At 65.4% G+C, this 13,047-nt stretch carries 14 protein-coding genes; 10 read left to right on the top strand and 4 right to left on the bottom strand.

Going from position 1 to position 13,047, the window contains the following annotated elements; translation table 11 throughout:
* The first annotated feature begins 5 nt into the window (after positions 1 to 5).
* From A4249_RS17060 to A4249_RS11725, 4 genes are all read left to right on the top strand, one after another.
* Positions 6 to 137: a hypothetical protein gene (locus A4249_RS17060; protein WP_255347087.1), complete on the top strand. Its 132-nt coding sequence runs from the start codon at positions 6 to 8 to the stop codon at positions 135 to 137.
* Positions 138 to 148: 11 nt separating this feature from the next.
* On the top strand, positions 149 to 2,710 hold the full coding sequence (locus tag A4249_RS11735) for a heavy metal translocating P-type ATPase (protein ID WP_035307827.1): 2,562 nt from the start codon (positions 149 to 151) through the stop codon (positions 2,708 to 2,710).
* Between the two features lie 30 nt (positions 2,711 to 2,740).
* Positions 2,741 to 3,178 carry a CopM family metallochaperone gene (copM, locus tag A4249_RS11730; protein WP_035307825.1) on the top strand — a complete coding sequence of 146 codons (438 nt, stop codon included), beginning with the start codon at positions 2,741 to 2,743 and terminating at the stop codon, positions 3,176 to 3,178.
* Positions 3,179 to 3,293: 115 nt separating this feature from the next.
* Positions 3,294 to 3,599 carry a hypothetical protein gene (locus A4249_RS11725; protein WP_035307824.1) on the top strand — a complete coding sequence of 102 codons (306 nt, stop codon included), beginning with the start codon at positions 3,294 to 3,296 and terminating at the stop codon, positions 3,597 to 3,599.
* Between the two features lie 170 nt (positions 3,600 to 3,769).
* On the opposite strand, the gene A4249_RS11720 is transcribed toward A4249_RS11725, so the two are convergent.
* The gene (locus A4249_RS11720) at positions 3,770 to 5,089 is read right to left on the bottom strand and encodes a strawberry notch C-terminal domain-containing protein (protein WP_066552810.1); all 1,320 of its coding nucleotides are present in this window, start codon (positions 5,087 to 5,089) and stop codon (positions 3,770 to 3,772) included.
* Here A4249_RS11720 and A4249_RS17125 point away from each other — a divergent pair.
* A complete protein-coding gene (locus tag A4249_RS17125; protein WP_082854143.1) occupies positions 4,998 to 5,309 on the top strand; it encodes an HAD hydrolase-like protein in 312 nt (103 codons plus the stop codon). The genes A4249_RS11720 and A4249_RS17125 overlap by 92 nt on opposite strands.
* A gap of 443 nt (positions 5,310 to 5,752) precedes the next feature.
* Here A4249_RS17125 and A4249_RS11715 read toward each other — a convergent pair whose 3' ends face one another.
* The 3 genes from A4249_RS11715 to A4249_RS16640 all read right to left on the bottom strand — a co-directional run bounded on the left by A4249_RS11715 (position 5,753) and on the right by A4249_RS16640 (position 8,908).
* Entirely contained in the window at positions 5,753 to 6,790 is a 1,038-nt protein-coding gene (locus tag A4249_RS11715) for a hypothetical protein (RefSeq protein ID WP_054764192.1), read from the bottom strand.
* Positions 6,791 to 6,792: 2 nt separating this feature from the next.
* On the bottom strand, positions 6,793 to 7,749 hold the full coding sequence (locus A4249_RS11710; protein WP_156494707.1) for a hypothetical protein: 957 nt from the start codon (positions 7,747 to 7,749) through the stop codon (positions 6,793 to 6,795).
* A 64-nt stretch (positions 7,750 to 7,813) separates the two neighbouring features.
* Positions 7,814 to 8,908 carry a lasso peptide biosynthesis B2 protein gene (locus A4249_RS16640; protein WP_156494706.1) on the bottom strand — a complete coding sequence of 365 codons (1,095 nt, stop codon included), beginning with the start codon at positions 8,906 to 8,908 and terminating at the stop codon, positions 7,814 to 7,816.
* A 483-nt stretch (positions 8,909 to 9,391) separates the two neighbouring features.
* On the opposite strand from A4249_RS16640, the gene A4249_RS11690 reads away from it, so the two are divergent.
* The 5 genes from A4249_RS11690 (at position 9,392) to A4249_RS11675 (ending at position 13,004) form a co-directional block, all read left to right on the top strand.
* A complete protein-coding gene (locus tag A4249_RS11690; RefSeq protein WP_174086660.1) occupies positions 9,392 to 10,300 on the top strand; it encodes an endonuclease III domain-containing protein in 909 nt (302 codons plus the stop codon).
* The gene (locus A4249_RS16635; RefSeq protein WP_156494705.1) at positions 10,297 to 10,563 is read left to right on the top strand and encodes a hypothetical protein; all 267 of its coding nucleotides are present in this window, start codon (positions 10,297 to 10,299) and stop codon (positions 10,561 to 10,563) included. The genes A4249_RS11690 and A4249_RS16635 overlap by 4 nt, the downstream gene beginning before the upstream one ends.
* Positions 10,560 to 11,753: a PfkB family carbohydrate kinase gene (locus A4249_RS11685; RefSeq protein ID WP_066552802.1), complete on the top strand. Its 1,194-nt coding sequence runs from the start codon at positions 10,560 to 10,562 to the stop codon at positions 11,751 to 11,753. Before A4249_RS16635 ends, A4249_RS11685 begins: the two co-directional genes overlap by 4 nt.
* A complete protein-coding gene (locus A4249_RS11680; protein WP_066552799.1) occupies positions 11,753 to 12,346 on the top strand; it encodes a 7-cyano-7-deazaguanine synthase in 594 nt (197 codons plus the stop codon). The genes A4249_RS11685 and A4249_RS11680 overlap by 1 nt, the downstream gene beginning before the upstream one ends.
* Positions 12,347 to 12,779: 433 nt before the next feature.
* A complete protein-coding gene (locus A4249_RS11675) occupies positions 12,780 to 13,004 on the top strand; it encodes a hypothetical protein (RefSeq protein WP_156494703.1) in 225 nt (74 codons plus the stop codon).
* The last annotated feature ends 43 nt before the right edge of the window (positions 13,005 to 13,047 follow it).

Genomic DNA, 13,047 nt, shown 5'->3' with positions numbered 1-13,047 from the left:
TCGAGATGAACCGCAAGCGACTGGTCATCCTCCTGAGTGCGGCTTTGGCGATCGCCGCCTTCGTCGCTGGAGCCGTCGCCCAGCGCGCCGGGATGTTCGTGCCTGACCGCTCGATCCCTACCCGTGATGTCTCCTGAGGAGCCCGATCATGCCCAAGACCCTCCGCCTCAACATTCCCGTCCTCCTGCCTCATGCGCCCGATGTGCAGGACGGCTGCGTTGGACGGCTGATCGCGCTGTTGCGGGCCGAACCCGGCGTCTCTGAGGCGCATGTCGCCGAAGGCGAGGGAGGCCCAGAGCTTTGCATCCATTACGACCCCGACCAGCTGTCGCTGGCTCAGGTCCGTCGCCGTGCGCGTCAGGCCGGAGCCGAGGTCAGTGAGCGTTTCGGGCATCTCGTCGGGCGAGTGGAGGGTGTCCGCCACGCCCGGCACGCCCGCACGCTCGCGGCCGCGCTCGGCGAAGAAGCCGGCGTGATCGAGGCGGTGCTGGATCCGGCTGGCGCTCTGCGCCTGGAGTTCGACCGGCAGATCACGAACCGTGAGACGCTTGTCGATCGCCTTGCGAGCCACGGCCTCGCACTGGTCGGAGCGACGGAGGACGCTGCTTCAGCCACTGCAAAGCGCCCTGATGCGCAGCCGACTGCGCCATCCGATGACGAGGCCAGTCATACGCCCGATGACGGTCACGGCCATGGCCACTTCGATGGCGATGGCCATGACCACGGACATTCCGAAGGCGACGGGCACGACCATGGTCATGGCGGCTTCCTCGGACCCAACACGGAGCTCATTTTCGCGGTCGGCAGCGGTGTCGCGCTCACGATTGGTTGGCTGATCGAGAAATTCATTCCGGGCGTGCCGGGATGGCTGCCCTTCGGCCTTTTCCTGATCGCCTATGCCTTGGGCGGCTGGTTCACGGTCGGCGAGGCTGTCGGGAATCTGCGGCGCAAGCGTTTCGAGATCGACACCCTGATGCTGGTGGCCGCAGCCGGCGCCGCGGCGCTCGGAGCCTGGGCGGAAGGGGCGCTGCTACTGTTCCTGTTCAGCCTCGGGCACGCCCTCGAACACTTCGCGATGGGTCGCGCCAAGAAGGCGATCGAGGCTCTGGCCGCCTTGGCCCCGCGCACCGCTCATGTGCGGCGAGGAGAGGCCGTCGTCGAACTTCCGGTCGAAGAGCTGGAAGTCGGCGACCTCGTCGTCGTCCGGCCGAACGAGCGTCTCCCGGCCGACGGCTTCGTCGTGAAGGGAACATCCAGCGTGAACCAGGCTCCCGTGACAGGGGAGAGCATTCCGGTGGACAAGCAGCCTGTCCTGAACCCCGAGGAGGCCCGCGCCAAGCCGGCGAATGTCTCGGCGGCGTCGGTGGTCTTCGCCGGCACCATTAACGGCGGCGGCGCCATCGAGATCGAAACGACGCGTCGATCCAACGACACCACCTTGGCCAAGGTCGTCCGGATGGTGAGTGAGGCCGAGACCCAAAAGTCGCCGACCCAGCGCTTCACCGATCGCTTCGAGCGCGTCTTCGTGCCCCTCGTGCTCGGTCTGGCCTTCGTCCTCCTGTTTGCATGGGTTGTCGTCGACGAGCCGTTCCGCGACAGCTTCTATCGGGCGATGGCCGTGCTGGTGGCCGCCAGTCCGTGCGCTCTCGCGATCGCCACGCCGAGCGCGGTGTTGTCCGGGGTCGCCCGGGCGGCCCGCGCCGGGGTTCTCGTCAAGGGTGGCGCGCCGCTCGAAAACCTGGGAGCGCTCGACGCCATCGCGTTTGACAAGACCGGGACGCTGACCGAGGGGCGGCCGCGGATCACCGATGTCGTTCCGTTCGGCCAGACGACAGAGAGCGAGCTCCTGGAGATTGCTGTCGCGGTCGAACGGCTCAGCGATCACCCCTTGGCGGAAGCGATCGTCCGCGACGGAAGCCAGCGGTTGGTCGCCGCCCCCGTTCGAACCGCAACGGATTTGCGTAGCCTGACTGGCAAGGGCGTCACGGCACGCCTGGACGACCAGGATGTTTGGATCGGCAAACCGGAGATGTTCGGTTCGGACGCCATCGCTCCGCTCGCACCGGACACCGAGATCGCCGTCGCGGGCCTTCGAAACCAGGGACGGACGCTCATGGTGGTTCGCCGCGGGACAAAGGATCTCGGGGTCATCGGCCTTCTCGACACGCCTCGGGCCAAGGCGCGCGAGACCCTTACCGCGCTCCGCGCGCTCGGCATTCGCCGCATGATCATGATCTCGGGCGACCACCAGAAGGCGGCCCAGGCGGTGGCCGGTCAGGTCGGGCTGACCGAGGCGTGGGGCGACCTGATGCCGGAGGACAAGGTCGACGCCATCAAGAAACTCCGGGCGGAGACCAAGGTCGCCATGGTCGGCGATGGCGTCAACGATGCTCCGGCGATGGCCACCGCGACGGTCGGCGTCGCCATGGGTGCGGCGGGATCGGACGTCGCCCTGGAGACCGCCGACGTAGCCTTGATGGCGGATGATTTGTCGAAGTTGCCCTTCACCGTGGGTCTCAGCCGTCAAACCCGCCGCATCATCCGCCAGAACCTGTTCGTCAGCCTCGGGGTCGTGGCGTTCCTCGTCCCGGCGACGATCCTCGGTCTCGGCATCGGCCCTGCCGTCGCCCTCCACGAGGGTTCCACCCTGCTGGTCGTCTTCAACGCGCTTCGCCTTCTGGCGTGGCGCGGTCCGCGCGGCGTCGAATGACCCGCCTTCAGGAAAGCAAAGGATAGTCCAATGAAACGTCTCGGCTGGGTTGGCGTCATCGCCGCCTTTCTCCTGATCTCGGTCTTCGGCTTCGGGATGCTCTCGCGGCAGGGTCGCCCGGCGCCGGAGCCGACGGCAGTCGATGCACGCCCGATCGACCAGCATGCCGGGCACGGCGATGCCGCCTCGGATAATCCCGCCACCCGTTCCTACAAGGAGGCGAACGAGCGGATGCACGCCGCTATGAACATCGACTACAGCGGCGACGCCGATGTCGACTTCATGCGCGGGATGATCGCCCACCACGAGGGGGCGGTCGCCATGGCAAGGATTGCGCTCGACCAAGGTTCGGATCCCGAGGTCAAGGGCCTCGCGGAGGAGATCATTCGGACTCAGGAAGCTGAAATTGTCCGTATGCGGGTGTGGCTGGCCAACCGCGCGGCTCGCCCGGCGGACGCGCAGGGCTGAAGCCATGGGGGGCAAGCGATCCCCGATCCGGAGCAAGGCTCCTCGATGGCGTCCAGGGCGCTACAAGGGGCGCGGCCGGTCCAAGCTATACGGGAGGCCAGAGCCGTTCCGGCCGGTGCAGGACACACTGATCGCGATTGGCGCGAGCCTCGTCGCCGGCGCGATCGTCGTCTGTCTCGCCGTACCGCTGGCGGCGACCTACCGCATCCCGGTGTTCGTGTCCTTCGGCGTTCTCATGTCGCTCCTGGCGATCATGACCTATCGTCTCGGGCGGAAGGGGCAGGCTGGACGGGTCATGACCGCCGCCATGGCGACTGTATGTCTCTTGGGGTTCGGCCTTCTTGTTCTGACGCGAGATCAGTTGCAGTTCGGTCCGCGTCATCACGATCACCCCGGAGTGGCCGAAGCGGCACGGCCTTGAGACTGCAGCGCAGACCGCCAGGCCGCAGCCGGTCTGGGTTTCGCGGGACGGTGTCGCTCTTCCCATTTGGTAATCGTCGGCGCGCTGCCGCTGTTGATTCCAGTCGCCGGACTTGTCGGTATCGCGCCCGGCGACCCGCAGTGAGCCGGCAAGCGTAAGTCGCTGTTTCGCTAGGCTGCGGCACCCTCCAGGATCGACTGGACCGGATGGCGGCGCAGCACCCCCTCCACGACATCGGGCCGGTCCACCGGAACGAAGACCCGTGGGGCATAGGCGATGATCTCGACGAAGCAGCCGAGCGAGACCAGGGCGTCACGGTCGGTGCGGCCCCCGACCACTTCCAGCCGCCAGCGGTCCATGACCCGCGATCGCTTGAGCCACAGGCCGCCCGAAAGGGCGAGCTGGACATTGCGGTCGAGTACGGCCGCAGCGGTGCGCCCGCCATCGGCCCAGGCGTCGCCGACCTCGGTCAGGCCCAGCGCCGTCTTCAGGCTGGCGGCCTGAACCTCGTCCAGCACGCGGCCCAGCCAACGCCGACCGTCCGGCGCGCGTACGCGGCGAACCGAACAGCCCTTGGACGGCAGCCTTCCCCAGATTGGCAACAGAAGGCCGGTCGCCAGGGTCAGGCGGCGCGTCCGCCACGGATCGGTCGCGGCGACTTCGGCGTCCCAGACCGCCCGCCACGCCGCCTCATCGGTCTGGGCCCAGGCCGACTCCTCGAACGTCTTCTCCGGCGTGACCTGATGCTGGTCAGGCCGCAAGAGGCGCACCGCCGGAACAAGCCGGTCGTCATCGGTCGTGGTGGTCAACCCGAACTCGGCCAGGGCGGCGCGGCCGGAACGGTCGTTGACGACCAGGCGGAAGGCCGAGCCTTCAGCGCCTGCCAACGCCGCGTCCGAGCTGACGAGTTCACGCCGCACCTTGAGTTCGAAGGTGACGAGTGCGGTTTCCGCCCCGGTCGAGACGTCGGTCCGGATGGTCTCCTCCTCCACCACGGCCAACTCCTCAGCCTCGATGTCCTCCAGCCCGCGGTCCAGGTCGGCCGAGGCGGCGGCCCTTTCGAGAATGCCTGAAAGGATGCCGTCGAAGTCGGCGAACAGGGCGTTCTGGTCGGCGATGCGCAACGCCAGCAGCCGGTTCAGGAAGGTGTGGATCGGCGGCAGGTCGTCGGAGAGCTTGAGCCCCCCGTCGGCGTCGCGCAGCTTCAGGCCGGTCCTGGTCTCGAAGTCCTCCAGCGTCATGGACGACAGCTCGCCAAAGCCGAGCGCGCCATAGAAGACGAGCAAGGCGCGTCGCGCCCACGGGCTTTCCAGATTGTCCTCGGCCCGGAACAGACCGGCCCCGGCCGTTCGGCGTTCGCCGCGCGTCAGGGCTCCCAGCGAATCCAGCCGTCGAGCGATGGTCGAGGTGAAGGTGTCCAGAAGGGCGTCCAGAACGCCGGGCACGGCGGGCAGGAGCGCCATCTTCTCGATCAGGTCGCTGTTCGGCAAGGGGGCGCGCTTCTCTTCCCTGATCCGTAAACTGGATGTCGAACCGGCCCGCGTCTGCGCCGTCGGCGACGAGGTGCGGGACATCGAAGCGGCGCACCACGTTCATGTGGCCGCCATGGCCGTGTCCTGGGGATACGGAGCGGCCTCGGCTCTCAGCGCCGCCGTGCCGGACTACATGGTCCATACGCCGGCCGAGGCTGCCGCTGTGCTCTTGGCCTGACGACGGTTCACGATCGCCGCGACCTACCTGTCGGCCTGTCTCTACGTTAGAATGGCGCCGCCCGGTGCGGCTCACGCGTATGTACAGGCTTCGGCTAAAGGCGTGAGCGCATGCGAATCTCACATGTTCTCAACGCCCGGCGCACCTCCACAGCGCGCTTTAAAGCGTGCGGCTTGTCGTGAAGGCGGTTTGCGCCTAAATAGTACGCAGGTTTTTGCGTTATCCTAATTCGCACCTGAGCCATTTTTGGTGGAAGTGCACGGGACTGACGAGGGGATAACACCTCTCTCGCCGTCGCCGAGGATCTTGGATCCGTTGAAACCGGGCACTGGGGACATAGGGCCTTGGAGCTTTGGGGCCGACGCAGTTGAGACCTCAACTGAATCGGCGGTAAACGAAGATAACGCGACTATGTATCGGGCGGGTGCACCAGCACCCGCCCTTTACTCATTCTGGGCGTCTTCGATCCGGTGTGCGGTGATCATGTCGCTGCCGAAGACGTTGGCGTGATCCCCAAACACATGCACCGGGCCGCGATCGATGCAGAACATGCGCTCCCGGACCAGAGGGGTGCCGAACTCCCTCTGAACATCGTGCTGAAAGCCGGGGGGCTGAAGCGGGGTCCCGAACCGGAAGCGGCTTTCAAGTTCCCGACGCAGCCTGGCCGCGGTCAGGTCCTCTTCGGCGTCCGCAGGGATATCGTGGACCCCTCCGTCCTGGCCCACATGAGCCTTCGCAAAGACGAGGTCGCGTCGGTCGATTGCGAAGCTCTTATTCTGCCCGCCTGTCTTGGCGTAGAATTTCGGCAGATGCTTGAACGGGAACTTGCGGCGCTCGACGTCCTCGTCGATCGCGGCGATGTCCGCAGGTGCGATCCCGCTCTCCAGCAGGGCGAGGAAGCGGTCATGAAACACCGCATTTCGGGCCAGCTCGAAGTTTCGGGCCGGCAGAAGCAACGGATCGTCGCGACGATGGGCTTCGAGCCTTCGCCGGGTGCCGTTCACCTCCTCACTTTCGGCGGTGACGCGTGCGCGGTTCACGGCTGCATGCACGGCATCAGCGTCAAAACGCCATGGGCGACCGTCCGGCCACTCCCAGCCAGGGTCCGCCATGCGTATCGGGAAGACGGCGCTGCCGAAGACCTCCCATAACGGTTGGGTCCACTCATCGTCGACATAGGCGAGAACGATGCGGGTCGGGTTCACCGGGTTCTCTTCGCCCTGATAGTTCTCCCTGGCATAGGCGAGAACCTGAGCAGCGAGCTCCTCGACGGCTGCGACGTCGTAAACGGGGTCGCGATCCGGGAAGGCGACCGTAGTCGCCCGCCACGGCGTCCTTCCGTCGTTGTTGATCGTGTTCGCGGCGGCGGCGGCGCTGGCTTGCGGCAAGCCCGCGAGCACAAGCAGCGGCGCTCGGCCGGCGACGCCGCGTGTCTTCGCTCGCGAAACAGGCTTCGCCTTGGTCTTGACCTTCCCCGCCACGCCTAGCTCCGCCGAAGAAGCATCTCTGCGATATCGGCCGGAATGACGATGCGGCCGATAATGTCCGAAGGCTGGGCGGCGAGGAACCGGGCCAGGGCGTTGCTGTCTTTCTTGGCGGCCTGGAAGGTCGCAGGGTCGAGCTGCTCCTGCTGGGCCCAGGCGAGGAACTGTCGCCACAAAGCCTGCTTGTCCTGGACGGTGGCTGAAGCGAGGGCGAGACCGGGCTTGCGATATTCTTCCGCGATGATGCGGAAGCCGGGCCGAACCATTTCACCGGCCTTGATGCGTTTGTAGTCGTAGGGCGAGGTCACACGAAGGGTGACGACTTCCCCGGCCTCGGTCCGAACACAGAAGGCGAGGCAGCCGTCGATCCGGCCTCTCAGCCAGGCTGCGGCTTCGCGGGGATCGGAGGTGACCGAGGCGGTGAAGTCTACCGGACGCCACAGCGGAGTCGTTCGCCGGGCGTTGAGATCGGTCAGGTCGCCGGCCTCGGCGACCCTGATCCCGATCAACGGACTGGCCGCGGTCGCATTGATGGGGTCGCGCAGCAGACCGCCCACCACGTCCCAGTCGATCTGGACCGGCGGCGCGGCGCTTTCCAGCAGCCAGTCGGAGAGTTCGGAGGTGACGACCTGGACACCTTCGTACCGCCAGGCCGCGCATTCATGGGCGCCGGAAGGGTCCCGCAGGATCTGGCGGACCTGGCCTCGCGGCGTCCTGAACATCCCGATGTACCGCCCCCAGTACCGCCGGATCAGGGCGCGTGCGCGGTCGGCGTCGTCGCCGTGCGTCGGGATAGGGGTTCGATCCCCGTCGAGGGCATCGAACAGGTCGCCGAGGACGAGCAGATGCTCGCCGGCGGGATGGTGGACCGCCAGGGGCCTCGGCCCCTTCGTGCCGAGCCACGCCTGCTCCATGACCTGGACCGGGACAAACCCTCGGGCCTGGGCTTCAGCCACAAGGCCTTCGGCGAGAGCAAGGTTGCTGGTGTCGGACCAGGCGAGATGCAGAAAATGCCCCACCTCAGACGACCATGATCGGGGTGTAGACGGCGACCCGGTCCGGCTCGTCGTCGAGCACCGCGTCGCCGACCTGCAGCCAGCAGTGGGCGGAAAATGGCCAGGTGCGAACCCCGAACACCCATCGCACGTCTCCGCCTGCGTCCCGGATCAAGGTCCTCAGCAGGTGCGCCCGGTAGAGGCAGGCGCCCTGTCCCGGCGCCCAAGGCAGGAGGCGCACGAAGGCCGCCGTCAGACGGGCGACCTCCTCTTCGGACAGGCTCGAGGAGGGGGAGCGCCGGCGGTGCGTGGCGAGCAGACTCGCGAGGGATCGGGATTCGAAATTCCGTCCCTCGCGCCACCAGGACCACCAGAACCGCGTGGTCGCAACCACATCGATCGCAGGCGACGGCGGCAGGGGAAGGGCTCGGGTCGGCGCCGGCGGCGCGACGGCCCGGGTCTCACCCGAGGGGCCGAGAAACCCGCCGTCCCGAAGTTGCTCCAGCACGGGTTCGGGGGCGACGATAAGGTCGCCACGGACTTGTATCACCGTTCCGGCGCCGGGCAGGCAGCTGTAAGCGTCCGTCCGTTCATCGAGCACAATGACGTCTTCATCGACGACAGCAAAATGCAGATGCTCCCAAAGGTGGGCGAGAGCGCTCCCCGGCTCGGCGACGAAGGGCGTGGGGGAATCGAAGGTCTGGTTCTCCATGAGGCACGCGCGCGGCGGCTGGGGACGAGCGCCGCAAAAGGCGTTCGTCCCCGAGGCCGTCAGGCCCCGCCGTCGTACGGCATTTCCTCGTGTTCGAGGGGCGGGCCGATCCCGTAGAGGACATGGTCGCCTGTATCCCCGGACATTGTGCTGACTCGTCAGCATCGCGCCGAGGAAGCCCTCCAGATCGCTGTAGCGGGACAGCCCGCCGAGCTTGATCAGGATCGGACGGCGAGCGCTGGGATCCGTCAGAGCCTGCGCCGCCTGCTGCGTCACGAGGCGTTTGGCGAAACTCGATTTGCCGGCCCCGTAACCGCCGAGGATCGCCAGCGGCGTGGGGTCTTCCGTAGCCAGCCATGCCACGACCTCGTCGATCAGACCGACGACCTCGCCTTCGGATTCGGCCATGGCCAAACATCGAGGACCCCCGGATATCGGCACGCCAAGGTTTAAGTCGAAGGTATTTGCCTGATCTCGCCATCGGCAACGAAGCCGGCAAGCCGCCGCTTTGCCTCCCGCCTTCTCTAGGCGCCTTTCGCCTAGAGAAGGCGCTCAAGCGTCGCTAGAAATTGCATGACATGCATACGTTTTGCAGGCGTGGTCGCCTCTAGGCGTGCAGCGAGCCTCCCGAGCTGATCGACGGTGGATGTCGCCTTCTCCCCACTGAGCCACGCCTCCAATGCGGACGTGGCCTTCTTCCCCGGCTTGACGGCGTTCGAGAGGATTTTACTGAGGTGTGGCTGGGTCATTCCGCAGGCGATCGCGACCTGCGCCTGGCTTAAGCCCAGCTCCGAAATCCTCCGCCTGATAGCGTCCGTATCGAGCATATTTCGGTTGACCAAACACCATGTAATGCATACAAATTGTATGCATTACATGGAGCTTCGGACCTTGCAACGCATCATCGGCGGCTCGGACGGAAATTATCGCTTTCTGGATCTTCCAGACGCTGACGAGTGGGTCATGCCAGGGGTCCGCTGGGGCGCTTTCGAACACGCCCTAACCCCGGCGTTCTGGGTCAGCCAAGCTTGGCTCGAAGGAACGCCGGCGGAAGGGTTCCAGCTCTGCAACACGCTGGTCGAAGAAGTGGTGACGTGTTTGCTGGGCGGCCATGGCGCCCCGGCGGAAGTTGGGCTTGCTGCCTCCGAGCGAGTGATCGATGCGTTGAACGCCGATCCGGAAGGCGCGCACGATCTGGCGTGGGCGGAGCGCTTGTTGACAGAGCCCCTGACCGTACACGGCCGTCAAATCCGCTATCGGTTCGCCTCCCAAAGAGCGAAGTATCTAGCTGGCACACTCGCCGGCCTGAACGAGATCGACGAGGACGACCTCGGCGATCTGGAGCTGCGAGACGCCTTGTGCGGGCTACCAGGCATTGGCCCCAAGACGGCATCGTGGATTGTTCGGAACCGGCGCGGTAGCGATGCGGTCGCCATTCTCGACGTTCATATCGTGCGGGCCTGCGTCCACATGGGCGTGTTCCCGGACAAGGCCGATCCCGCCCGTCATTACCTGGATCTGGAGCGCCGCTTCCTGGACTTCTGCATCGGTGCCGGCGCCAAGGCATCGCTTATCGACGCCATCATGTGGGGGACGATGCGGCGACTGGACCGCTCACTGATGAAACTACTGATTGACGGTGAAACGCCGATCGACGAGCGTCTGCCCCTACTCGAATGGGGGGAGAATCAATGTCAGGTAGTGGCGGAACGCGTAGCGACTCCAGAAGCTATGGGTCGGGTCAAACAGGCGGCGCGCAGGCGGGCGGAGCCGGTGGGGGGGCGGCGGATTCATGCATGATCGTGCTGCGCGGGCCGATTAACAGCCCGCAAGCAGCCATTCTTGCAGGCATGGTTCCGGGGAATACCCTGCAGGTCGCAGTCGATAGGACAGGCGCCGCCCCCGTACTGGTCGTGGAGAGAACACCTGGTGTTCGGGCCGGGTCTTTGACAATGGCCAACTACCTTAGCGTCATCACCTGCATCGACCGTGGCTTCGACTATGAAGCCACCATCATGACCATCAACGGCGGCATCTACGACGTGCGGATTGCCCGCGTATGACCACGTTCACGATTGTCGGCGGCGTGTACCGCGAACGATGCGTCGAGCCGCTGTGGGACGCCATATATGGTTCGGCAGGCCGAGCGCTGGCCGCGACCACGCAAATCGCCCCTGGGGCTCGTCTGGTTTCCTATGTCGATTCCGCCACGGCGACCGGTGCTCAAGCCCTGGCTGACGATTGCGGCGCCACGTTCGAAGGTCACCCAACACCCGCCAGCGTGTGTTTCGACTATCTGCACCCGTTGGCCGCGCCCCGGATCAACCCTCAACCAGGGACCGTGACCAACGAGCCCATCACCGTCTCCGGTGACGTGGTGTTGCGCTACGGGATGCTCGAAGGCGACGCCGTCGTCCACGCCAAGAAAGCCATCTACGACCCTCAATCCTCGTTCGGAACCCAGCCATTCGGCGCGAACGGTTCCACGGCGGAGCGCCTGGCCATAGTCCTCAACAAGGCGGAAGCGAAGTCGATGACCGGGATCGAAGATCCCGAAATCGCCGCTAAATCGCTGCTCGGCGATGGCGTCGAAGTGGTGGTGTTGAAGATGGGCCCCCTGGGCGCCCTGGTGATGACAGCCGACAGGGTTCAGCGGGTTCCGCTCTACAAATCAGCCAGCGTCTTCAAGATCGGTTCTGGGGATGTCTTCTCTTCGACTTTCGCTGCGCTCTGGGGCGTTCAGGGGCTCGACCCCTTCGAGGCAGCAGACATCGCCTCCCGAGCAACGGCCTATTATTGCGAAAACCGCAGCCTGCCTCCGCCCGATCCGGAGGCGTTGCGTCAACAGAGCTTCGAGCCTCTGACGCCAGGCAAGGGCACCGTCTATCTCGCCGGACCGTTCTTCGACATCGGCCAGCGGTGGCTCGTCGAAGAGGCAAACGACTATCTCTTGGAAATGGGGGCGAACGTGTTTTCGCCTGTTCACGAGGTGGGGCCTGGCCCGGCGGACATCGTCGCTCCGGAGGACATTAAAGGCCTGGAGAGATCAGACGTGGTGTTTGCCATTCTCAACGGCATGGATCCCGGCACCATTTTCGAGGTCGGGTACGCTGTGAAGAAGGGCATCCCCGTTGTCGGCCTGGCCCAGAACGTCCGCCTCGAAGACCTGAAAATGATGGAAGGTACCGGGTGTGAAATACACAGCGATTTCGCGTCGGCCATCTATAGAGCCATCTGGGCCTTGCCCGCCTGATGGCCGCCCTTCTGCTTTCAGGCGGAATGGACTCGGTCAGCATCGCTTGGTGGAAACGACCGACGATCTCGATTTTCGTCGATTACGGACAGAAGCCCGCCCAGGCCGAAGAGGCTGCTGGTCGGGCCGCTGCCGAAGCGATGGGGCTGCGGTGTGAGGTCGTTCGGGCGGATTGCTCCGCCTTGGGCTCAGGCGACTTGGCGGGGCGCCCGGCGTCAGCCGTGGCACCGGCGAGCGAGTGGTGGCCGTTCCGCAACCAGCTGATCCTGACGCTGGCGGGAACGGCGGCGCTCCAGTTCGGTGAAACCGAACTCATGATCGGGGCGCTCAGGACGGACGGCCACCACGCGGACGGACGACCAGAATTCATCGGGAAGATTTCTTCGCTAATGGAAATGCAGGAAGGCGGACTAAGGGTGAGCGCGCCAGCGATCGGCTACTCCGCACCTGAGTTGGTCGAGGTCTCCCAGATTCCGCAAAGCGTCCTAGCGTGGGCTCACTCATGCCATACGGGCAACCTTGCCTGCGGGCAGTGCAGAGGCTGCGTCAAACATTTCGAGACGTGGGAAGCCCTTGGCTGGACACCCCACTGAACCGAAGCCGAACGCGACCGGAGAATGGTCGCCATTCGAATGGCCCGTTGGACCGTCGGAGCCATGCGCGGCGCCCTGGCCCGGCGCTGATCGGCTGTTTGCCGATGTGGCGTGGTCCCGCCGCTCAGCCGTCGGCGAGAGTATTGGCCTTGGCCCCGCCGGCAACCTTCTTCACCATCTGACAAAAGATGCCGACGACAGGCTCGTCGGCCGCGCGGGTATTCCAGTCCATCGGAGGATCACACCGTCCGCCGGAGGTCTTCACCCCTATAGCTTCCTATGCATCGGAGACGAGGACCGTCGCGCCCTCCTCTACGACCCGGCCACCCACGCCTTCATGCCGATGGCTGTTTCTAATCACGACCTGTACGGTCTGAATCATAGAGAGGTGTCGGAGATCTTGGGCTCCGCTCCTGGCGTTACGGTTCGCGTCGTGATCGACGCCGCCAAGGTTTCCGCCGCCTACCGCAATCCTGAAACTCTCATTCTTCGCGACGCGGGCGCGATCTTGTCCGTGGCGGGCATGCTGGCCGAATGGCTCGATCTGCTTGCCTGCCCTCTCGGGTTCATGGGCGGCGCTTTCCTTAATGTGATCGGCCTGCCTTCTGAGCGATTTATTGGAGCCGGCGGCTTTCAGTTGTCAGCCAAACAAGCCTGACAGCTAGAGGGGGCCACAATTCTGGGCACCCGATGACAGGCGC

It is taken from the genome of Brevundimonas sp. GW460-12-10-14-LB2 (assembly GCF_001636925.1).
Classification (GTDB): domain Bacteria; phylum Pseudomonadota; class Alphaproteobacteria; order Caulobacterales; family Caulobacteraceae; genus Brevundimonas; species Brevundimonas vesicularis.
This window is presented reverse-complemented; position numbering and strand designations above follow the sequence as displayed.

Bases quoted from the DNA above. Each gene is read 5' to 3' on its own strand.
- A4249_RS17060 (WP_255347087.1), top strand. From the start codon at position 6: ATGAACCGCAAGCGACTGGTCATCCTCCTGAGTGCGGCTTTGGCGATC.
- A4249_RS11735 (WP_035307827.1), top strand. From the start codon at position 149: ATGCCCAAGACCCTCCGCCTCAACATTCCCGTCCTCCTGCCTCATGCG.
- copM (WP_035307825.1), top strand. From the start codon at position 2,741: ATGAAACGTCTCGGCTGGGTTGGCGTCATCGCCGCCTTTCTCCTGATC.
- A4249_RS17125 (WP_082854143.1), top strand. From the start codon at position 4,998: ATGGTCGAGGTGAAGGTGTCCAGAAGGGCGTCCAGAACGCCGGGCACG.
- A4249_RS16640 (WP_156494706.1), bottom strand. From the start codon at position 8,908: ATGGCCGAATCCGAAGGCGAGGTCGTCGGTCTGATCGACGAGGTCGTG.
- A4249_RS16635 (WP_156494705.1), top strand. From the start codon at position 10,297: ATGATCGTGCTGCGCGGGCCGATTAACAGCCCGCAAGCAGCCATTCTT.
- A4249_RS11685 (WP_066552802.1), top strand. From the start codon at position 10,560: ATGACCACGTTCACGATTGTCGGCGGCGTGTACCGCGAACGATGCGTC.
- A4249_RS11680 (WP_066552799.1), top strand. From the start codon at position 11,753: ATGGCCGCCCTTCTGCTTTCAGGCGGAATGGACTCGGTCAGCATCGCT.